Genomic DNA, 21,253 nt, shown 5'->3' on the forward strand with positions numbered 1-21,253 from the left:
AATCTATCGGTTTCTTTTAAACAAACAATTTTACTGCTGGGCTAGACTTAGGTATCATTTTTTCTGATTCGATGCGCCATACGGGCGGATCGCGACCATGAGGGGAAAAATGATGACCATCCAGCACGTCCCGGCACGCCCATCGGCGCGCGACTTCCCCATCGTGATCGTGGGCGCCGGCATGGCAGCCTATGCGCTGGCGCGCGAATTGCGCAAGCGCGACCGCGATATCCCCCTGCTGCTGGTCACGGCCGATGCCGGCACCGTCTATGCCAAGCCGATGCTGTCGAATGCGCTGGCGGCGGGCCGCGACGCCGAGCGGCTGGCCAGCGCCGGCGCCGCCGAGATGGCTGCCGTGCTGGGCATCACCATCCTGCCCCATACCCGCGTCACCGGCATCGACACTGCCGCCCATGTCATCGACACCACGCAGGGCCCCATCGGCTACGGCCGCCTGGTGCTGGCCCTGGGCGCCGGCGCGCGCCGTCCGCAACTGCAAGGCGACGCGGCGCACGACGTCCTCGCCGTCGACCACCTGGAAGGCTATGCGCTGCTGCGCCAGCGCCTCGACGCCCTGGGGCGTCCGGCCCACGTCGCCATCCTGGGCGCCGGCCTGGCCGGCTGCGAATTCGCCGAGGACTTCGCCGCCGCCGGCCACCGCGTGACGCTGGTCGAGCCGGCGCGCCGGCCGCTGGCGCAGCTGGTGCCGCCGCCGCTGTCGCTCGCCCTGCTGCGCGCCTGGCGCGCGCTGCCGATCGCCGTGCGCCAGGGCAGCGCCGTCGCGGCCCGGCGCGCCGGCGCCGCGGACACCGGCGGCGTGCGCCTGCAACTGGACGACGGCGGCACGCTCGACGCCGACCTGGTGCTGGCCGCCATCGGCAGCCGCCCCAACGTGGCGCTGGCGCGCGAGGCGGGCCTCGCCACCGCGCGCGGCATCCTCGTCGACGGCTACGGCCGCGCCGGCGCCCCCGACGTGTATGCGCTGGGCGACTGCGCGGAATACGAGAGCGGCGCGGGACAGTTGCTGCGCCCCGGCGTGGCCGCCCTGCAGGCGGCGGCGCGCGCCCTCGCCGCCACCCTGTGCGGCATGCCCACGCCCGTCGAGGACGAACCCGTGCTGACGCTGAAAAGCCCGCTGTGCCCGATCGCGGTGTGCGCGCCGGCGCCCGGCACGCACGGCGAATGGCAGCTCGCGCACGAAGACCAGCGCAGCGTCGCCCGCTTCGTCGACGATGGCGGCGTGCTGCGCGGCTTCGCCCTGACGCGCCCCACGCCGGCCGCGCGCCGCGCGCTGATGGCCCAGCTCGACCGGGTGGTCGCCGTCGCCTGACGCCGGCCCGGATTACAATTCGGGGATGCTCTCCGAATTCGACCTCATCAAGCAGTACTTCGTGCGGCGCCCGCCGGATTTGCCGCCGAATACGCCGACAAACGCGCCACCAAACGCGCCGCCGGGCCGCACCGTCCTCGGCATCGGCGACGACTGCGCGCTGCTGGCGCCCGCGCCCGGCCGCCAGCTCGCCGTCTCGTCCGACATGCTGGTCGAGGGCCGCCACTTCTTCGCCGGCGCCGACCCGTTCGCGCTCGGCCACAAATGCCTGGCCGTGAACCTGTCCGACCTGGCCGCGATGGGCGCGGCGCCGCTCGGCTTCACGCTGGCGCTGGCGCTGCCAGCGGCCGACCCAAACTGGCTGGCAGGTTTCTCGCGCGGCCTGTTCGCGCTGGCCGACGCCCACGGCTGCGAGCTGGTCGGCGGCGACACGACCAAGGGGCCGCTCAACGTCTGCATCACGATCTTCGGCGACATCGCGCCGGGCCGCGCGCTGCGGCGCGACGCGGCGCGCCCGGGGGACGACGTCTGGATTTCCGGCACGCTGGGCGATGCGCGCCTGGCGCTGGCTCACTACCTGGGCGAGGTGCGCCTGGACGCGCCGTCCCTGGCGCTGGCCGCGCCGCGCATGCATGCGCCGACCCCGCGCGTGGCGCTGGGCCGCCTGCTGGCCGACGGCGGCCTGGCGCATGCGGCGCTCGATATCTCGGACGGACTGGCGGGCGACATCGCGCACATCCTGGCGGCGTCCGGCGTGGGCGCCGTGCTGGACGTCGATGCCTTGCCGGCCGGTCCCGCGCTGGCGCGCCAGCCGCAGGCGCTGCGGCGGCGCTTCACGGCGGCCGGCGGCGACGACTACGAGCTATGCTTCACGGCACCCGTGTCGCAGCGCGATGCGATCGCCGCCGCGGGGACGCAGTGCGGCGTGCCGGTGACGCGCGTCGGCGCGATCACGGCGGAACCGGGGTTGCGCTGGGTCGATGCGGACGAGAAGTCGCTCGACCTTGCCTTGCAGGGCTGGGACCACTTCACGAACGGGTAAAGCGCATGGTGGGCATGTGATGCCCACCCTACGTGTCGGTCGACGCGGCATCCGCCGCGCGCGGCGTCTTGCGGTCGTCGTACGGCCCGTGCGTCAGCCAGTACTGGCGGAACGCCAGCCGCACGTTGTCGCGCAGTTCCGTGTCGTTCCAGGGCTTGGTGTAGAAGCGGTAGATCGCCCCGCGGTTGATCGAATCGAGCACCGATTCCACGCCCGTGTAGCCGGACAGGATGATGCGGATCGTGTCCGGATACATCTCCTTGACCTTGCTGAGGAATTCGGTGCCGCTCATGACGGGCATGCGCTGGTCGCACAGGATCACCTGCACGCGGTGCAGCGCCAGCAGCTCGAAGCCCTCGGCCGGCGAGCCGGCCGTCAGCACGCGGTAGTTATCGCGCCGGAACAGGCGGTGCAGCGCGGCCAGCACGTTGGGGTCGTCGTCGACGATCAGCAGCGTCTGCACGTTGCGGTCGTCGGCGGCCGGGCGCGAGGGCTGGGCGCGGTTCTCCAGCACCAGCTTGCCCAGGTCGGCCGCCGTCAGCGCGCGTGATAGATGGAAGCCCTGGATCTCGTCGCAGCGGTGGCGCCGCAGCAGCGCCATCTGGGCGCGCGATTCGACGCCTTCCGCGATCACCTGCATGTGCAGGCTGTGCGCCATGCTGATGATGGCCAGCGCGATGGCCGCGTCGTCCGGATTGGTCGTGATGTCGCGCACGAAGGCGATGTCGATCTTGAGCTTGTCGATCGGGAAGCGCTTCAGGTAGGCCAGCGAGGAGTAGCCGGTGCCGAAGTCGTCGATGGCGATCCGGATGCCCAGGCGCTTCAGGCTCTCCAGCACCTCGATCGTGTGCTCGGCATTCGACATCAGCGCGCTCTCGGTCAGCTCCAGTTCCAGCAGGCCGGGGTCGACGTGGTGGCGCGCCAGGGCGGCGCGGATGTCGCCTTCCAGGTCGCCCTCGACGAACTGGCGGCTCGACACGTTGACGGCCACGCGCACGCCTTCCACGCCATCGGCATTCCACGCCGCGATCTGGCGGCAGGCCTCGTCGATGATCCAGGCGCCGACCTTGACCACCATGCCCGTGTCTTCCATGACGGGCACGAATTCGGCCGGGTAGACGAGGCCGAAGCCCGGACGGTGCCAGCGCAGCAGCGCCTCGACGCCGCTGATGCGGCCCGTGTTCAAGTCCAGCTTGGGCTGGTAGTGCAGCTGGAACTGGCCGCCGTCGATGGCGCCGCGCAGTGCCAGTTCCAGGTCCAGGCGCGCGAGCACCTGCACGTTCATGCCCGAGGTGAAGAAGCGGTAGCCGTCACGCCCGGCCTCCTTGGCGCGCACCATGGCCACGTCGGCGTACTTGACCAGCGTGCCGGGATCGCGCGCGTCGTCCGGGTACATGGCGATGCCGATGCTGGCCGTCAGCACGGCCTTCTGCCCGCCCAGGTCGAACGGCGCGCGCAGCGCCTCGCGCACCTCGTTGGCGACGGCGACGGCGTCCTCCTCGCCCTGCTCGCGCGTCATGGTCAGCATCAGCGCGAACTCGTCGCCGCCCAGGCGCCCGATGGTGTCGCGCAGGCGCACGCCGCGCACCAGGCGCGTGCTGAACTGGCGCAGCAATTCGTCGCCCAGCGCCGGGCCGAGCGAATCGTTGACGATCTTGAAGCGGTCCAGCGTGATGAACAGCACGGCGATGCGCCAGCTCTTGTCCTGGGCCAGCTCGATGGCGTCGCGCAGCGTCTGGAAGAACAGGTTGCGGTTCGGCAGGCCGGTCAGGCTGTCGTAGTTGGACACGTGCTTCAGGCGCTCGGCCGCGTGCAGGCGCTCGCTGATGTCGCGCGCCACCGCGATCAGCATGCGCGTCTGCCCTGCCTGCCCTTCCTCTTCGCCGCGCTGCTGCAGCTGCCAGCTGATCTCGACGGGCACGGCGCCCTGGCCGTCCGAGCGCAGCAACTCGGTCTCGACGATGTCATGTTCGCGCCCATGGGCCACCGGGTCGGCATGGCGCTCCAGCTGGGCGCGTTCGGCCAGGCCCAGCGCCACCGGGTCGATGCGCAGCAGCGCCTCGCGCGAAAAGCCCAGCATGCGGCAGGCGCCGTCGCTGACGTCGATCATCGACATATTGTGCGCGTCGACCAGGAAGATGGCGTCGGCGGTGGCGTCCATCGCGCCGCGGAAGCGCTGCAGCTCGGCGGTGCGCTCGCGTACCTTGCGCTCCATGCGCGTGCCGTAGTCGCGCGACTCCTTGTGGAACAGGCGCACCTCGAGCAGGTTGCGGATGCGGGTGAGCACCTCGACCGTGTCGAAGGGCTTGCCGATGAAGTCGCGCGCGCCCGCCTGCAGCGCGGCCAGCTTCTTGTCCGGCTCGGCCGTCACGACCAGCACCGGCAGCCAGGACTCGCGCTCCAGCGGCGTCAGGGCCTCCATCACCTGGAAGCCGTCCATGTGCGGCATCTGCAGGTCGAGGATGATCAGGTCGTAGCGGTGCTGCAGGTGCAGCGCCGCCACCTCGCGCGGGTCGGTGGTGCTCGACACGTTCTCGTAGCCGCTCGTCTTGAGCAGGAATTCGAGCAGCTGCACGTTCACGGGTTCGTCGTCGACGATCAGGATGCGCGCGCGGCGGATGTCGGATGGCGAAATCATGGGGCTGTCCTTTCTGCGTTGGCGCGCTGGGCCAGCACGCCGTCGATGGCCTCATTGAACCTGTCGATGTCGATCGGCTTGGTCAGGTAGCGCGCGAACCCGGCCGCGAGGCCGCGCTCGATGTCGTGCTGCATGGCGTTGGCCGACAGCGCGACGACGGGAATGCCCGCCGTGGCCGGGTCGCGGCGCAGCTGCGCCAGCACCTCGAAGCCGTTCATGCCCGGCAGGTTCAAGTCCATCAGCACGACGTCCGGGCGTTCCTCGCGCGCCAGCGCCAGCCCGGCCGGGCCATCCGCGGCCGACAGCAGGCGCAGGCCGGCGCGAAAGCGCACGATCTCCTGCACCAGGCGCAGGTTGGCCGGATTGTCTTCCACGTACAGCAGCGTATGCGGCGCGATGCCGTCGGCGGCCGGCTGCGGCGCCGCGCCGTCCTGCACCGCGGCCGCCGCCGCTCCGCCCTGCCCTTCGGCACGCGCCAGTTCGATCCAGAATACACTGCCGACGCCGGGACTGCTGGTCACGCCCATGTCGCCGCCCATCATCTCGACCAGGCGGCGCGTCACCACGAGGCCGATGCCGGTACCCTCCTGCGGACCGTTTTCCTGGCCCAGGCGGTTGAACGGCTGGAACAGCGCGGCCAGCTGGTCCGGCGTCATGCCCATGCCCGTATCCTGCACCGCCAGGCGCAGGCGGCCCGCCGCGGCCGGCGCGCAGTCGACCACCACGGCGCCGCCGTCGCGGTTGTACTTGACGGCGTTCGACAGCAGGTTCAGCAGCACCTGCTTGAGGCGCGTGCGGTCGGCCTGCACGACGGCGCGCACGTCGTCCGGGAAGCGCACCTGCACGCCGCGCGCGGCCGCCAGCGGCGCGATCATGCCGCGGCACTCGAGCAGGATCTCGTCCAGCGCCACGGCCTCCATCGACAGCTGCAGCGCGCCCGCCTCGACCTTGGCCAGGTCGAGGATCTCGTTGATCAGGGTGAGCAGGTGGCGCCCCGACTTCAGGATGTGGCCGGAGAATTCCTTCTTCTGTTCCGGCGTGGTGGGCATGTCGTTCGATGCCAGGATCTGGGCGAAGCCGAGGATGGCGTTGAGCGGCGTCCGCAGCTCGTGGCTCATCGAGGACAGGAAGGCGGACTTGGCCTGGTTGGCCGCGCGCGCTTCCTCGATCGCCAGCTCCAGTTCGGCATTGGCCAGCTCCAGCTGCATGGTGCGCTCGTGCACGCGCTGCTCGAGCTCCTCGTTCAGGCGCATCACTTCCTGCTGGGCGCGGGCCCGTTCCTGGGCTTCGCGCGCGATCTCGCGGTTCGATCCCTCCAGCGCGCGGGTGCGCTGCTCGATCTCGCTCAGCATGGCGTTGAACGAATCGACCAGGTCGGCCGCCTCGTCCTGGCTGATGCGCGGCGCGCGGCGCGAATAGTCGCGCTTCTCGACCACTTCGCGCGCGATGTTGGTGATGGCGTCGATCGGCGTCGTGATCGTGTGGCCCAGGCGCCGCACCAGCAGCCAGGCCGTCATCAGCGCCAGCAGCGTCACGCCCATGCCGATCAGGAGGTAGTCGCGCACGCGCTCGAGCAGCTGGTTCTGCGAGCGCATGTAGATGGTGCCCAGCACCTCGCCGTTCTCGCGGATGGGCTGGTACAGCACCAGGTCGTCGCCGTCCTTCACGTAACCGTCCTTGCCGGGACGCGCGGGAAAGGCCACGTCCTCGCCCGGCGCCATGTACCAGGCGAACAGCGCGCCGCGCTCGTCGTACAGGGCGGCCGCGCGCACCGAGGGCCGGGTGCGCAGCAGTTCCAGGTTCTCGCGCGCCAGGCGCGCATCGTCGAAGGACAGCGCGGCCGACGTCATGTGGCCCACCAGCTCGGCCTGCGTTGACAGGTCGTTGCGCAGGGCGCGCTGGTAGGCGCGCAGGTCGTAGGCGACCACGGTGCCGACCGACACGGCCGAAGCGGCAACCGTCGTCGACATCACGATCATGACGAGCTTCTGGCGGATCGAGCGGCGCGGCGTCACGGGGCCTCCGCCGGCAGGCGTGCAAACGCCGTCAACGGCATGCCGGCCCCGGTTCATGGCGGTCATGCGTGAAACGTTCGAGCAGCATGTCAGTCCTACATCGGTGAATCGGTGAATCGGTGGATGATCGCGAGCAAGCCCGCAGACGAGCAGGATAGCAGCACGGTTTCGCGCGATGTCGCACGGAACGGCACGGGCCGGCAACCATGGTACAGGCAGGCGGCGCCATCTGCACGCCGCGGCTTGTCCCACGACATGGCTTTTTGGTAACGCTCCAGTGCCGTGCGCGCCCGCGGCGCGCTAGAATGAGGCCGGGGTCGCCCGCCCGCACGGCGCGGCCGCCCCGCATTCCCGTGCCGCATACAGAGGAGACATCCGTGACGAACGATATTCTTGACCTTGCCACCCGGGTCGGCCAGGCCCTCGAAGCCAAGGGCCTGCTGATGGCCACCGCGGAATCCTGCACGGGCGGCGGCATCAGTTATTTCATCACCGAGATCCCCGGCTCGGGCGACTGGTTCGACTGCGGCTTCGTGACGTATTCGAACGCCGCCAAGACCGAGATGCTGGACGTGCCCGCCGCCGTCATCGCGCAATTCGGCGCCGTGAGCGAGGAAGTCGCGGCGGCGATGGCCGAGGGCGCCGTCGGCAACAGCAATGCCCACGTCGCAGTGTCCACGACAGGCATCGCCGGCCCCACGGGCGCCGTGCCGGGCAAGCCGGTGGGTACCGTGTGCTTCGGCTGGTCGAAGGACGGTGTCACCCACACCGAGCGCATCGTGTTCCCCGGCGACCGCCACGAAGTGCGCCTGCGCACGGTGGCGCACGCGCTGTCCGGCATGCTGCGCTTTCTCGAATAAACGACGTACGGCCGGATGCCGCTTGCATCCGGCGCGCAGTACGCTTAACATGTGAACAGTTCTTCACATGTTAAGCGATTACCGATCCGATGATTCCGCACGATACCGACCACGCCGTCGACGAACTCGCCGACCTGTTCCACCTGCTGGGCGACCCCACGCGCCTGCGCATCGTGCTCGCCTGCCTGGCGCAGCCGACGGCGGTGGGCGACATCGCCGCCGCGCTCGACCTGTCCAGCTCGCTGGTCAGCCACCACCTGCGCCTGCTGCGCGCCGCGCGCATCGTCAAGGCCGAGCGCCAGGGCAAGCAGGTGTTCTATGCGGCGGCCGACGCCCACATCAGCAGCCTGCTGGCCAATATGTTCGAGCATATCGCCGAACCCGTCGCCGACCCCATCCCCGAACACACGACAGGACTGGACGCATGAGCCACGCGCATTCCCACGACCATGGCCACGGACATGGTCACCACCACCACCACACGCCGCCGGCCGACGCCGGCCGCGCCTTCGTCCTGGCGATCGGGCTGAACACGGCCTTCGTCGCCATCGAATTCATCTACGGCTTCATCGCCAACTCGACGGCGCTGATGGCCGACGCCGGCCACAACCTGTCCGACGTGCTGGGCCTCGTGCTGGCCTGGGGCGCGGCGCTGCTGGCCAAAAGCGCGCCGACGCGGCGCTTCACCTACGGCCTGCGCGGCACCTCGATCCTGGCGGCGCTGGGCAATGCCCTGCTGCTGATGGTGGCCTGCGGCGCCATCGCCTGGGAAGCGTGCCAGCGCTTCGCCCATCCGCAGCCGGTGCTCGGCACGACGGTGTCGATCGTGGCCGCGATCGGCGTGCTCATCAATGGTTTCTCGGCCTGGCTGTTCATGGCCGGCAGCAAGGAAGACATCAATGTGCGCGGCGCCTACCAGCACATGGCGGCCGATGCTGCGCTGTCGCTGGGCGTGGTGGTGTCGGGCCTGCTGGTGATGTACACGGGCTGGAGCTGGCTCGACCCGGCCGTGAGCCTGGTGATCGTCGTGATCATCGTGGCGGGCACGTGGTCGCTGCTGAAGGAATCGATCCAGATGGCGCTGGCGGGCGTGCCGGCCGGCGTCGATGCGACGGCCGTCACCGGCTTCCTGGCGGCCCAGTCGGGCGTGACGGAGGTGCACGACGTGCACATCTGGCCGATGAGCACGACGGAAACGGCCCTCACCGCCCACCTCGTGATCCCGGACGGGTATCCGGGCGACGCGTACATCGATGCGATCGTCACCCGCCTGCGCGAGGACTTCGCGATCCACCATTGCACGCTGCAGGTCGAGCAGGGTACGACCAAGCACAGCAGCTGCTGCCTGCAGGAGGCGCACGACGATCACGAGCACGAGCACGACCATGGACACGACCATGATCATCATCATGGTCACGCCCACGCGCATTGAATGATCGGGTTATGCATGGTGGGCACGTGGTGCCCACCCTACGAAGGGCCGACGTAGGGTGGGCATCATATGCCCACCGAACCGCCACGTTTATTTGACCTTGACCAGCTCGACGTCGAAGATCAGGTCCGCATTCGGCGGAATCATGCCGCCCGGGGCGCCGCGCGAACCGTAGGCCAGTTCGCTCGGGATGATCAGGGTGCGCTTGCCGCCCACCTTCATGCCGACCACGCCCTGGTCCCAGCCCTTGATGACCTGGCGCGCGCCGAGGCGGAACTCGAGCGGCTCGCGGCCGGCGTCGAGCGAGGAGTCGAATTTCTTGCCGTGCTGCTTCAGCGCCAGCGGCTTGTACAGCCAGCCCGTGTAGTTGACCAGTACGGAATTGCCCACCTGCGCCTCGGCGCCCTTGCCGATCACGTGGTCGATGATCTGGATCTGCGGGCCCTGCTGGGCCGGGGCGTCGCCGACCGGGTTGACGGGGTTGGACGGGGTCGCGGCGGTGGCGGTGGCGCTCGCCGGGTCTTTCGGATCGGTCAGCGCGGTGCCGGACTGGGCAGCCGGCTGGGCCTGGTCGGCCGCGGGGGCGGTCTGGGTGGAATCCTGGGCGCTGGCGGCAGCGGCCGCCAGCAACAGGCCTGCGAAGGCGATACGACGGATCATGGAACCTCTTTCATGGATCAGTGATTAACCGATCTATGATAGCAAGGCCTCTTCCGGTTGCACAGTTTCTGCCGGAACGGTAATCCTCTGCGGCACGGCCGGCGCCGCGTCGGCATGGGCCGCATCCGCCAGCTTGCGCAGGATGTGCCCGGCCGCCACCATGCCGAAGGTCGCCGTGACGACCATGCTGGAACCGAAGCCCGCGCAATTGAGGCCCGTGATGCTGTTCGCATCGATGGCGCAGGCATCGCCCGCGTCCGGGTAGCGCAGCGGCTCCATCGAGAACACGGCGTCGATGTGGTACTTGTTCTTCTCGCCCTTGGCAAAGCCGTAGCGCGCGCGCAGGATCTTGCGCACCTTCTTGAGCAGCGGTTCCTGCTCGGTGCGGGCCAGGTCGCGCACCTCGATGCGCGTCGGGTCCGTCTGGCCGCCGGCGCCGCCGATCACGACCAGCGGGATCGCATGCTGGCTGCACCAGGCGATCAGCGCGGCCTTGTCCTTGACGCTGTCGATGGCGTCGACCACGTAGTCGTAGCGATCGGTGCCGATCAGTTGCGGGATATTCTCCGCATCGACGAAATCCTCGACCAGCTCCACTTCGCAATACGGGTTGATCAGGGCGATGCGCTGCTTGAGCGCCTCGATCTTGGCCATGCCGACGGTCGACGACAGCGCCTGGATCTGGCGGTTGATGTTCGACTCGGCCACGTTGTCGAGGTCGATCAGCGTGAGGCGGCCGACGGCGCTGCGCGCCAGCGCCTCGACGATCCAGGAACCGACGCCGCCGACGCCCACGACGCAAACGTGCGCCGCACGGAAGCGTTCCAGCGCACGCTCGCCGTAGAGCCGCGCGATGCCGCCGAAGCGGCGCTCGAAGTCGACCTCGTTGGCTGCATCGACGAAGCTGGCATCGGTACCGGCCAGCGCGGTGATGGAGGGAATGGTAGTCATAGCCCGATATTTTACCGGACGGAACCTCTCCCCTTGCTCTAAAATAACTTTCAGATAATCAAAGTACGACCGTCTTTTTGCGCATCCACAACAGCCCATCATGAACCAGCCCCTCCACGATACCGCTCCCGATTTCGACCAGCCGATCGCCGTCCTCAAGCATTGCCACGGCCGCATCCGCAAGCAGCTGGACACCCTCGAAAAACTGCTGGCCCACCTGCCGGCACACGGCGCCGACGAGCAGGCGCGCCAGGCGGCGGCCGCTATCGTGAAGTACTTCGAGAAAGGCGCGCAGCTGCACCACGAGGACGAGGAACAGGACCTGATCCCCATGCTGCACGCGACCGCCACCGGCGAGGACGCGGCCACGCTGGCCGCGCTGGCGCCGCAGATCCTGCAGGAGCACAAGGACATGGATGCGATGTGGCAGGACCTGCACGAGCAGCTGAGCCTGATCGCCGATGGCAGCGGCACGCAACTGTCGGCCGGCACGGTGCACCGTTTCGTGCAGTGCTACCGGCAGCACATGGAGCGCGAGGAAGGCACGATGGCGCCGATGGCCGTTCGCATTTTCGACACAGGCCAGATGGCCAGGCTGGGCCAGGCGATGCGGCAACGGCGCGGTATTTCCGTTAATAATGATGTGAGCATAGGCAACGCCGCGACGGCATCCCCATGCGAGCCGGCCGCGGCCGGCATCGGCGAGCGCGTGGCCGACCTGCGCAAGGATTACGGCCAGGCCAGCCTGGACGAGGGCGATGTCGCCGCCGACCCGATCGCGCAGTTCACGCGCTGGTTCGAGGAAGCGCTGAAGGCCGAGGTCAACGAGCCCAATGCGATGGGGGTATCGACGGTCGGCGAGGATGGCCGGCCGAGCTCGCGCATCGTGCTGGTCAAGCAGTTCGACGAGCGCGGCTTCACCTGGTACACGAATTACGACAGCCAGAAGGGCCAGCAGCTCGCCAGCAAACCTTTTGCTGCTCTGCTATTCTTTTGGAGTGAACTGGAACGGCAGGTGCGCATCGAAGGCAAGGTCGTGCGTACATCCGCGGAGGAAAGCGACAAGTATTTCAACAGCCGGCCGTTGAAAAGCCGACTGTCGGCGATCGCGTCGGAACAGAGTGCGCCGATCGCCAGCCGTGCGGATCTCGAGCGCAACTACGACGAGGTCGCGCGGCAATACGGCGAGTCGCCGTCACGGCCATCGCACTGGGGCGGCTATCGCTTGGTGCCGGAACGGATCGAGTTCTGGCAGGGGCGGCGTTCACGCTTCCACGATCGCATCGTGTACACGCGGTCGGAGGACGGCAGCTGGACGCGGCAACGTTTGCAACCCTGAGCCGGGAGGCAGCATCCGGCCAGACAAGCCGGAGAAACCACGTGTTCGATCAACTGAAGCTGTCCGCCTGGAGCACAGGCATCCGTAACAAACTCAACCTGCCGCTGCGTGTGGAATTGTGGAATGGCGACCACGTCGACCTCTCGGCCGAGCAGCCGCGCGTCAAGATCCGGGTGCCCAGCGCCGGCAACCTGCGCTACCTGCTCTCGCCCACGCTGGACAACCTGGGCGAGGCCTACGTCGAAGGCAACCTCGAGATCGAGGGGCGCGCAGCGGACATGATCCAGATCGGCAGCGCGCTCGCGGAGAACAGCGGCAAGCCGGCACGCGTGTCCAAGGTATTGAGCCTGCTCTCGCCGCACACGCGCGAAAAGGACGCGGAAGCGATCCGCTACCACTACGACGTCTCCAACGAGTTCTACAGCAACTTCCTCGATCCGGCCATGGTGTACTCCTGCGCCTATTTCGAGAACGGCGACGAAGACCTGGAAACGGCGCAGGTCAAGAAGATCGACCACATCCTCACCAAGATCGGCGTGCAGCCGGGCCAGACGCTGCTGGACATCGGCTGCGGCTGGGGCGCCCTCGTCATCCGCGCCGCGCAGAAGTTCGGCGCGCGCTGCGTCGGCATCACGCTGTCCGAGCGCCAGTACGAGCTGGCGCGCGAACGCGTCAAGCGCGCCGGACTCGAAGACCGGATCGACATCCGCATCCAGGACTACCGCGACATCGACGGCCAGTTCGACCGCATCACCAGCGTGGGCATGTTCGAGCACGTGGGCGTGCAGCACCTGCCGGCATACTTCAGCCAGATCAACCGGCTGCTTGCGCCGGGCGGCGTGGTCATGAACCACGGCATCACCACCACCGACGTCGGCGAGCGCAACAGCCCTTACGGCGCCGGCAACTTCATCGACAAGTACGTGTTCCCGCACGGGGAACTCGCGCACCTGTCGACCGTGATCCGCACGATGCAGGAAGGCGGCCTGGAAGTGCGCGACGTGGAAAACCTGCGCCGCCACTACGCCCGGACCTGCGCGCTCTGGACCGAGAACTTCGAGCGCAACGCCGAGCGCATCCGCCAGACCGCCGATCCGAAGACCTTCCGCATCTGGCACGTGTACCTGGCCGGCTGCGCGTACGCGTTCACGCACGACTGGATCAGCCTGTACCAGATCGTGGGCGGCAAGGCCGGCCAGGATCCGGCGCAGATCCCGTGGTCGCGCAGCTATATGTACCGTTAAAAATACCCATAGGGGTCAGGGCCCGGTGTTGCTTTTCAAGGGGCTCTGACCCCGGTGTGGAGCGGAGCCATCGGGCCCTGCGGTTATTTGATGCGCTCCGCGAAGGTCTTGCGGAACTTCGCCACCTTCGGCGCCACCACGAAGGCGCAATAGCCCTGCAGCGGATGCTGGGCAAAATAATTCTGGTGATACTCTTCGGCCTTGTACCACTGCTCGGCCGGCTGCACCTGGGTCACGATCGGGGCGTCCCATACGGCGGCCATCTCGGCCATGACCTGGCGCGCCGTCGCGTCCTGCTCCGGCGAGGTGGTGAAGATCACGGACCGGTATTGCGTGCCCACGTCGTTGCCCTGGCGGTTCGGCGTGGTCGGGTCGTGGATGGTGAAGAAGATCTCGAGGATGTCGCGATAGCCGATCACGGCCGGGTCGAACTCCAGGCGGACCACCTCGGCATGGCCGGTCGTGCCGGAACACACCTGTTCGTAGGTCGGGCTGACGGACTCGCCGCCCATGTAGCCGGACTCGACGCGGGTGATGCCACGGGCCTCGAGGTACACGGCTTCAGTGCACCAGAAACACCCGCCGCCCAGGATTGCCACTTCGGTTGCGGATTGCTGGCTCATAACAGCTCCTTCGTTGGGGATGGATGGTCGATGGCTTCACTCTAACGCAAAGCGCACGCCTGTGCAGAAACCGCCGCCGTGCGGCGGGTGCCCCGGGTATTGGTGGCATAATGCGTTCATGAACACCAGCTCTCCCCGCGCCACCGAACGCGGTTTCGACTCCGCCCATTTCCGGCAAGCCCTGTCCCAGTTCGCGACCGGCGTCACCGTCATCACCACGCGCCTGGCCGACGGCAGCTTCCGCGGCCTGACGGCCAGTTCCTTCAATTCGGTCTCGCTGGATCCGCCGCTGGTGCTGTGGAGCCTGTCCAACGGCGCCAACAGCCTGCCCATTTTCACGGGGAATTCCCATTACGTGATCAATGTGCTGGCGGCCGGCCAGGAAGACCTGGCGCGGCGTTTCTCGCGCCGCGGCGAAGACCCGTTCCTCACGGCCGACTACGCGCTGTCGCGCACCGGCCAGCCGATCCTGAAGGGCGCCGTGGCCTGGTTCGAATGCCACAACCGCAGCCGCTATCCGGAAGGCGACCACGTGATCTTCGTCGGCGAGGTCGAGGACTGCGCCGTGCATGCCCAGCCCGCGCTGCTGTTCCACAGCGGCAAGTTCGGGACGACGGCGTCTTGCTGAAACGCGCGGGCTCCCCGGCGCCGATTTCTTGTTCGTTGAAAAATGAAAATGCCTGTCGCAGTTTGAAAAGATGCGGTCAGGCCGGGTTTCTATAATGGTCCGAAACATTTTGGAGACAGGATTCCCATGAGCAGTTCCGCCACCCGCAAGGCCCAATTCCACTGGGACGACCCGCTGCTGCTGAACGAGCAGCTGCTTGACGACGAGCGCATGGTGCGCGATGCCGCCAGCGCGTATTGCCAGGACAAGCTGCAGCCGCGCATCCTGGAAGCCTTCCGCCACGAAGCCATGGACACGTCCGTGTTCCGCGAGATGGGCGAGCTGGGCCTGCTGGGCCCGACCATCCCCGAACAGTATGGCGGCCCGGGCCTGAACTACGTGGCCTACGGGTTGATCGCGCGCGAGGTGGAACGCGTCGATTCCGGCTACCGCTCCATGATGAGCGTGCAGTCCTCGCTCGTGATGGTGCCGATCCACGAGTTCGGCAACGAGGAAACGAAGCAGAAATACCTGCCCAGGCTGGCCAGCGGCGAATGGATCGGCTGCTTCGGCCTGACCGAGCCGAACCACGGTTCCGACCCCGGCTCGATGGTCACCCGCGCGCGCAAGGTCGACGGCGGCTACCGCCTCACCGGCTCGAAGATGTGGATCACCAACTCCCCCGTCGCCGACGTGTTCGTCGTCTGGGCCAAGGACGACGAGGGCGCGATCCGCGGCTTCGTGCTGGAAAAGGGCTGGACCGGCCTGTCGGCCCCCGCCATCCACGGCAAGTTCGGGCTGCGAGCCTCGATCACGGGCGAGATCGTGATGGACGACGTGTTCTGCCCGGAAGAAAACGCGTTCCCGGAAGTGCGCGGCCTGAAGGGCCCGTTCACCTGCCTGAACTCGGCCCGCTACGGCATCGCCTGGGGCGCGCTGGGCGCGGCCGAGGACTGCTGGCACACGGCGCGCCAGTACGTGCTCGACCGCCAGCAGTTCGGCAAGCCGCTCGCCGCCAACCAGCTCGTGCAAAAGAAACTGGCCGACATGCAGACCGAGATCACCCTCGGCCTGCAGGGCGTGCTGCGCCTGGGCCGCATGAAGGACGAAGGCACGGCCGCCGTCGAGATCACCTCGATCATGAAGCGCAATTCCTGCGGCAAGGCCCTGGACATCGCGCGCACGGCACGCGACATGCTCGGCGGTAACGGCATTTCGGACGAGTTCGGCATCATCCGCCACATGGTCAACCTGGAAGTGGTCAATACCTACGAAGGGACGCACGACATCCACGCACTGATCCTGGGGCGCGCACAGACGGGTATCTCGGCGTTCTGACGCCGCCCCGTCGTCCCTGCGCAGGGACGGTGTCGTCTGCAAGCGCGCCAGCCCACGGGGCCGCTTGCACAACAAAAAAACCCGCCGAAGCGGGTTTTTTTGTTGGAAGCGGCTGCCGCTCAGAAGCGGTAGCCGACCGTCACCAGGAAGGAATCCGGATCCAGCTTCATGCGCTGGTTCTGGCCCGTCGAGAAGTGCACGTCGGTGCGCAGGCGGGTCTTGACGTAGGCCGCGTTGGCGAACCATTTTTCGTTGATCGCCACGGTGGCGCCGACCTGGCCCGACACGGTGACCTTGTTGTCGATGCTGAAGGTGGTCGCGGTGCCGGCGCCCGGGTTGGTCAGCGCGGTCATCTTGAACGAGCCGGTTTCCTTGAAGAAGTAGGCATACGTGACGCCCAGCCCCACGTAAGGACGGATGAAGGCGTTCGGCTCGAAGAAGCGGTACTGCAGGAAGGCCGTCGGCGGCAGGGCCTTGACCGAACCCAGCTCGCCACCGGCGGCAATCGCGCCGGCGCCGTACAGCTTGTGCTTGTACGGGGTGCCGATGGCGGCTTCCGCGGTGATGTTGTCGGTAATGCCGTAGTTGAACACGGCCACCGGCTAGGTATCCTTGCTGACGTCGCCGAACGAGTTCGGCAGTGCGGGCGCCGAGATCGCGCCGCTCGTCACGTCCGGCCGGATCTGGTTGGCACCCACCGACACGGCCCACTGGCCCTTCGATTGCGCGGCGGCGCTGCCCGCCGCGGCCAGCGCGCCGGCCACGACCAGCAGTTTCACGACCTTGTCATTGCATTTCATGGTATCTCCTGATTTTTATATGTCGTGAATTACAGCCAGCCCTTGCCGCTCATCTGCAGCAGGACATAGCGCGCCACCAGGGCGTTTTCGAACGGGGTCGGGTGCACTTCGTCGGCGAACATGTAATGGCTGACGTCGCCGCTGATCACGTTGCTCGCGTTGCAGACGAGCGAGGATGCGGCGAGGGCGTTGTTGCCGCAGGCCGGGGTCGAGGTATTGGTGAGGCCGTACGGACCGGGGTTGGTGACCTGGTCGTGGCTGACCGACCACAGGTCGACGTACAGCACCTTGGCTTCGCTGGCCACACCGTTCTTGAGCTGGGTATTGAAGGTATCGACGGCGGTCTTGATCAGGCCCTGGATCGCTTCGCTCTTCGACTTGCCGGCCGGCGTCGAGGCGACGTCCGGCAGGTTGTTCACGAGGACGTAGCTGGCGCCCTTGGCGACGATCTGGGTCTTGACCAGGTTGGCCAGCTCGGCGCCGGCGGTGCCCATGGCCTGCACGATGGCCGGGCCGTTGGCGGCGGCGTAGTCGGCGCCGGCCTTAGCGCCGGCGGTCGTGGCGGCGGCCTGGGCGGTGGCGGCGATCGCGCTCGCCTGCGACGGCGCGCCCGTGTTGCCGGCCTGGACGGCGGCGACGACGCCGGCCTGGACGATCGTCTGCGGCGTGCTGCCGCTGCGCGCGGCTTCCGTCTGCACGGCCAGGCCGATGCTCTGGGCAGCGGTCTGCGGATTGGTCGCGCCGGCGGCCAGCTGGCTCACCAGCGAGGTCGCGAAGGCCGTGTTGCCGGCGGCGGTACCGGCGGCGGTGGCCTTGGTCGACAGGTCGCCCAGCAGGAACAGGATGTCGTTGCCGCCGGCCATCACGGTCACCAGCTCGGTGCCGCTGAATTTGCCGCCCGTCTTGGCCAGGTGGTTCGCGATCTGGGTCACCACCGGCACGGTGGTCAGGCCCAGCGTCGGGTTCAGCAGCTTGTTGTTCGGGCCGACCGGGTTGGTCACGCGCGCGCCGCCCTGGGCATAGTTGAAGCAGTTGGCGTTCCTGGTGACGGGGACGTTGAAGCCCTTGCTGGCGTCGCCTTCCAGGCCCGTCTGCGCGGCGCAGGGTGCCGGCAGGTTGAGCTGTGCTGCCACGTATTCGGTCCAGTTCTTGCCCGTCAGTTCGGGATTGATCGACGTATTGTTGCCGTTGATCGTGAACTTGCCGCCCTTGAGGGCCGCGACCGCGCCGACGTTGTAGCTGCCCACGTCCGACAGGCTGTCGCCGAACGATACCTGGCCGCTGAACTGGGTTTTCGGGGTCTGGTCGCCGCCGCGCGGGCTGGTGCTGCTACCGCCGCACGCGGCCAGGACGGCCGCGGTCATCAGCGCGAGCGCATAGGTGGTCTTACGCATTGTGTCTCCTGATATAAAAATTTTTGTATGAAACGAACGGCCGTGCTATTCGTGTCCTGATTAATATGCCAGCGTTCAGATCGGTTGTATAGCGAAAACGTTTCTGCTAGTGCACCCGTAACAACAGCACACATCCAGGGCCGGAAAGCGCCCGTCGGCACGGGATTATAACCATGCAATAGTCCTTGCCCCTATCAAAAGGCCAGGGTTTTTTGGAAATAATCGCGGGCCGCGATCATGCAGAACGGCGCCACCAATCCGGCGTGGTAATTGGTCTGCACGGCAGCGTCGCCTTCCGCCGCTTTCAGCAGCGACCGCGCCGCCACGAAGCCGGCCTTGGCCGTGCGGTAGGGGTCGTTCAGCGTCGGCGTGTCGTCGATGTCGAGCTCGGTGACGTTGGCGCCCCTGCCGCGGAAATAGACGGCCGCCGTGCTCGTGTTGAAGTAAGGGACGATGGGATCGTCGTGGCCCGCGCACAGCAGCGTGGGCGCGGCCGGCTGGTAGCTGCGCAGGTCGTTGCGCACCAGCCATTTGCGCAGCGCCTGCGCCGGCGCGCAGGACAGCGGCGCCGTGGCACTGGTGTCGCACGGATGCGCAGCCAGGTCGGCCAGGTAGGCGGCGCGGTAATCGCTCCTGATCAGGTTGCCGGCGCCGAAGTATTGCGTGTAGCCGGCCGTCTGCGGCATCGAGTCGGCCGCGAACAGCGCGCTCGGCGGCAGCTTGCCCTGGTCGACGAGCGCGCCCGTCCCCAGCGTGCCCGGGACCAGGTCGGCGATCGTCGCCGCGTACCGGGCTTCGTAGATCTCGGCCGGATTCGCGTACAGCGCGGCGCTCGCGTGCTGGCCGGCGTTGACGATCATGGGGACGATCACGGTGGCGCCGTTGCGCGGCGCGCCGCCGAACAGTTCGTCGCCGAAGCGGGCCAATGCATACGGGCCGGACAGGCCGGCCGCCGCCGTCACGGTGAATTCCGCGTTGCCCGCTTCCTGCATCGCACGCTGCGCGGCCAGCGCGACGTAGCCGCCCTGCGAGTAGCCGGACACCAGCAGCTTGCCGGAATCGCGCACGCCCAGCGCCGTGAACGACGCACGCGCGGCGCGCAGCGCATCGACCATGTCGGCGCCCTGCTGCACGCGATCGAGGTAGGCGTGGTAGCCGAGCGACGATCCCGCATAGCCCGCATAGTTCGGCGCGACGACGATGAAGCCCTGCGCCGCGAACACGGCCGCCGCCAGGCGCGCTTCCGTGTTGCCGGCGATGTCGGCCATGTCATAGGACTTCTGCAGCGAGGTGCCGTGCGCGTACAGCAGCACGGGACGCGAATTGCCGCACGAGGCGCCGCTCCCCGAGGGCACGAAGATCGCCGCGCTGGCCTCGGTGCTCTCGCCCGCGCCGCCGACCGTGTTGTAGCGCACGCGGTAGACGGAGACCGCGCATTGCGGCTCGCCGGCCACGACGGTGGTGCCCTTCTGGGCCGATTCCAGGAAGCCGGCCAGCACGGACGGCGACAACGTGGTCACGCTCGATCCGGCGACGCCGAGGGCGACCGGACTGGCCTGAGCGACGATGCTGCCGCGCACGGTGCCCGGCAGCGGAGTGGGATTGCCGACGCCTTGCGGGGTGCCGCCGGTGGTGGTGCCGCCGCCGCCGCAGGCGGCGAGCAGGATGCCCAGGCCGAGGCTCCGGCCCAAGGTAGAGAACAGACGCATTGTTTTCCTTCGATTGACTCTGCACCGTCGCCCCTGCGCAGGCAGGGGCCCGATGTGCACGCATCCCTGCTGCGCACACAGAATTGGGTCCCTGCCTGCGCAGGGACGACGTGCGTGCTGCGAGCAGCGTCAATACAAGGAAGACGAATGACGGCCCTGCCCGGCACATCCGCCAAGGATGCACCGCGCATAAGCTTTTGGGAAGTTTCCCGGCAGATTTAGCGCCGTTTACGGCCGGGACGTGGCGCCGGCGAGACGTTCGACGATGCCGCTCGAGCCGTGCGCCGCGCGGCGCAGGCGGTCGTTGACGCCGAGCCAGGCATCGTCCTGCGGCGGCGCCTCGACGAGGATCAGGCTCGCACCCGTCTCGTCCATGCTGCGCAGGGCCGCGTACAGGCCGTGGGCATAGCCGGCCGGATCGAACGGCAGCTGCGTGGCCGCGTGCACGACGGGGATCGCGCCATGATGGATGACGGCGACGCGGTGGCCGGAAGCGTGCAGGCGCTGCACGGCGTGCGCGAGTTCGATCCCATCCAGCAGCGCCACCGGCGTGCGCGGCGCGTAATGCGATTCGAGCGTGCCGGATGCGCGCGGCGCCGCCACGTCGGGGCTCGCCGGCAGGCGTCCGATGACGTCCGCGATCTGCCCGGCCGAGACGTGGCCGGGGCGCAGCAGCACGGGGCCGTGCGTGGCCAGGCGCGACAGGTCGACGATCGTCGATTCGATGCCGACGTCGCTCTGGCCCCCTTCCAGCACGGCGGCCAGCAGGGGCTCGTCGCCGAATTCCGCGCGCACGTGGGCGGCGGTGGTCGGGCTGACGTGGCCGAACTTGTTGGCCGACGGCGCCGCCAGGCCGCCCTGCCCGCCCTTGAACGCCTGCAGCAGGCGCAGCGCGACGGGGTGCGAGGGGCAGCGGATGCCGACCGTGTCCTGGCCGCCGGAGACGGCGTCCGGGATGTGCGGCGCGCGCTTGAGGATCATCGTCAGCGGACCGGGCCAGAAGGCGGCGGCCAGAAGGCGCGCTTCCTCGGGGATGTCCGTGGTCCAGTGGTCGAGCGCGGCGGCGGACGCCACGTGCACGATCACCGGGTGGTCCTGCGGACGGCCCTTGGCCGTGTAGATGGCGGCGACGGCCGCCGGGTTCTCGGCATCGGCGCCGAGGCCGTACACGGTCTCGGTGGGGAAGGCGACCAGCGCGCCCCCTTCGAGCGCGCGCGCGGCGCGCTCGATCTCGGCCTGGCCGGCTTCCTGCGTCGGCGTCGACGTCATCG

General features: G+C 68.1%; 19 protein-coding genes. 9 read left to right on the forward strand and 10 right to left on the reverse strand.

Translation table 11 applies throughout. The features are described from left to right. The first annotated feature begins 109 nt into the window (after nt 1–109). Nucleotides 110–1,330, forward strand: coding sequence for an FAD-dependent oxidoreductase (locus ACI1V7_RS21615; RefSeq protein ID WP_404533912.1), 1,221 nt, complete (start codon nt 110–112; stop codon nt 1,328–1,330). Nucleotides 1,331–1,355: 25 nt separating this feature from the next. After that, a complete protein-coding gene (gene thiL / locus ACI1V7_RS21620) occupies nt 1,356–2,372 on the forward strand; it encodes a thiamine-phosphate kinase (protein WP_404533913.1) in 1,017 nt (338 codons plus the stop codon). Between the two features lie 28 nt (nt 2,373–2,400). Here the strand turns inward: thiL and ACI1V7_RS21625 are convergent, their stop codons facing one another. After that, a complete protein-coding gene (locus ACI1V7_RS21625) occupies nt 2,401–5,010 on the reverse strand; it encodes an EAL domain-containing protein (protein WP_404533914.1) in 2,610 nt (869 codons plus the stop codon). After that, complete coding sequence (locus tag ACI1V7_RS21630) at nt 5,007–7,025, reverse strand: sensor histidine kinase, YfiR-like protein-associated (protein WP_404533915.1); 2,019 nt, start codon at nt 7,023–7,025, stop codon at nt 5,007–5,009. Before ACI1V7_RS21630 ends, ACI1V7_RS21625 begins: the two co-directional genes overlap by 4 nt. A 377-nt stretch (nt 7,026–7,402) precedes the next feature. Between ACI1V7_RS21630 and ACI1V7_RS21635 the strand changes: the two genes are divergently transcribed. From ACI1V7_RS21635 to ACI1V7_RS21645, 3 genes are all read left to right on the forward strand, one after another. Beyond that, complete coding sequence (locus tag ACI1V7_RS21635; RefSeq protein ID WP_404533916.1) at nt 7,403–7,885, forward strand: CinA family protein; 483 nt, start codon at nt 7,403–7,405, stop codon at nt 7,883–7,885. 89 nt (nt 7,886–7,974) lie between these two features. After that, nucleotides 7,975–8,313, forward strand: coding sequence for an ArsR/SmtB family transcription factor (locus tag ACI1V7_RS21640; RefSeq protein WP_404533917.1), 339 nt, complete (start codon nt 7,975–7,977; stop codon nt 8,311–8,313). Continuing rightward, complete coding sequence (locus ACI1V7_RS21645; RefSeq protein ID WP_404533918.1) at nt 8,310–9,317, forward strand: cation diffusion facilitator family transporter; 1,008 nt, start codon at nt 8,310–8,312, stop codon at nt 9,315–9,317. The genes ACI1V7_RS21640 and ACI1V7_RS21645 overlap by 4 nt, the downstream gene beginning before the upstream one ends. A gap of 90 nt (nt 9,318–9,407) precedes the next feature. On the opposite strand, the gene ACI1V7_RS21650 is transcribed toward ACI1V7_RS21645, so the two are convergent. Together ACI1V7_RS21650 and tcdA are read right to left on the reverse strand one after the other, a co-directional pair. Next, on the reverse strand, nt 9,408–9,977 hold the full coding sequence (locus ACI1V7_RS21650; RefSeq protein WP_404533919.1) for an FKBP-type peptidyl-prolyl cis-trans isomerase: 570 nt from the start codon (nt 9,975–9,977) through the stop codon (nt 9,408–9,410). Between the two features lie 33 nt (nt 9,978–10,010). Beyond that, nucleotides 10,011–10,928: a tRNA cyclic N6-threonylcarbamoyladenosine(37) synthase TcdA gene (gene tcdA / locus ACI1V7_RS21655; protein WP_404533920.1), complete on the reverse strand. Its 918-nt coding sequence runs from the start codon at nt 10,926–10,928 to the stop codon at nt 10,011–10,013. Between the two features lie 100 nt (nt 10,929–11,028). Here tcdA and pdxH point away from each other — a divergent pair, with 100 nt between their 5' ends. Both pdxH and ACI1V7_RS21665 read left to right on the forward strand, forming a co-directional pair. After that, nucleotides 11,029–12,267 (forward strand): pyridoxamine 5'-phosphate oxidase, encoded by a 1,239-nt coding sequence (gene pdxH / locus ACI1V7_RS21660; protein WP_404533921.1) that lies wholly within the window; start codon nt 11,029–11,031, stop codon nt 12,265–12,267. 41 nt (nt 12,268–12,308) lie between these two features. Further along, the gene (locus ACI1V7_RS21665) at nt 12,309–13,511 is read left to right on the forward strand and encodes a class I SAM-dependent methyltransferase (protein WP_404533922.1); all 1,203 of its coding nucleotides are present in this window, start codon (nt 12,309–12,311) and stop codon (nt 13,509–13,511) included. Nucleotides 13,512–13,594: 83 nt separating this feature from the next. On the opposite strand, the gene msrA is transcribed toward ACI1V7_RS21665, so the two are convergent. After that, nucleotides 13,595–14,134 carry a peptide-methionine (S)-S-oxide reductase MsrA gene (msrA, locus tag ACI1V7_RS21670; RefSeq protein ID WP_404533923.1) on the reverse strand — a complete coding sequence of 180 codons (540 nt, stop codon included), beginning with the start codon at nt 14,132–14,134 and terminating at the stop codon, nt 13,595–13,597. A gap of 118 nt (nt 14,135–14,252) precedes the next feature. Here msrA and ACI1V7_RS21675 point away from each other — a divergent pair, with 118 nt between their 5' ends. Both ACI1V7_RS21675 and ACI1V7_RS21680 read left to right on the forward strand, forming a co-directional pair. Then, nucleotides 14,253–14,762 (forward strand): flavin reductase family protein, encoded by a 510-nt coding sequence (locus ACI1V7_RS21675; protein WP_404533924.1) that lies wholly within the window; start codon nt 14,253–14,255, stop codon nt 14,760–14,762. Between the two features lie 126 nt (nt 14,763–14,888). Continuing rightward, nucleotides 14,889–16,079: an acyl-CoA dehydrogenase gene (locus ACI1V7_RS21680; RefSeq protein WP_404533925.1), complete on the forward strand. Its 1,191-nt coding sequence runs from the start codon at nt 14,889–14,891 to the stop codon at nt 16,077–16,079. 119 nt (nt 16,080–16,198) lie between these two features. On the opposite strand, the gene ACI1V7_RS21685 is transcribed toward ACI1V7_RS21680, so the two are convergent. The 5 genes from ACI1V7_RS21685 to ACI1V7_RS21705 all read right to left on the reverse strand — a co-directional run bounded on the left by ACI1V7_RS21685 (nt 16,199) and on the right by ACI1V7_RS21705 (nt 21,251). Further along, complete coding sequence (locus tag ACI1V7_RS21685; RefSeq protein ID WP_404533926.1) at nt 16,199–16,678, reverse strand: OmpW/AlkL family protein; 480 nt, start codon at nt 16,676–16,678, stop codon at nt 16,199–16,201. A gap of 3 nt (nt 16,679–16,681) precedes the next feature. Then, on the reverse strand, nt 16,682–16,879 hold the full coding sequence (locus ACI1V7_RS21690; RefSeq protein ID WP_404533927.1) for a hypothetical protein: 198 nt from the start codon (nt 16,877–16,879) through the stop codon (nt 16,682–16,684). Between the two features lie 29 nt (nt 16,880–16,908). Beyond that, nucleotides 16,909–18,273: an SGNH/GDSL hydrolase family protein gene (locus ACI1V7_RS21695; RefSeq protein WP_404533928.1), complete on the reverse strand. Its 1,365-nt coding sequence runs from the start codon at nt 18,271–18,273 to the stop codon at nt 16,909–16,911. Nucleotides 18,274–18,467: 194 nt separating this feature from the next. Next, entirely contained in the window at nt 18,468–19,982 is a 1,515-nt protein-coding gene (locus ACI1V7_RS21700; protein WP_404533929.1) for an alpha/beta hydrolase family protein, read from the reverse strand. Between the two features lie 228 nt (nt 19,983–20,210). Next, complete coding sequence (locus tag ACI1V7_RS21705) at nt 20,211–21,251, reverse strand: L-threonylcarbamoyladenylate synthase (protein WP_404533930.1); 1,041 nt, start codon at nt 21,249–21,251, stop codon at nt 20,211–20,213. Nucleotides 21,252–21,253 lie beyond the last annotated feature (2 nt).

Origin of the sequence: Massilia paldalensis (assembly GCF_044901715.1) — a bacterium.
Classification (GTDB): Bacteria; Pseudomonadota; Gammaproteobacteria; order Burkholderiales; family Burkholderiaceae_D; genus Telluria; species Telluria paldalensis.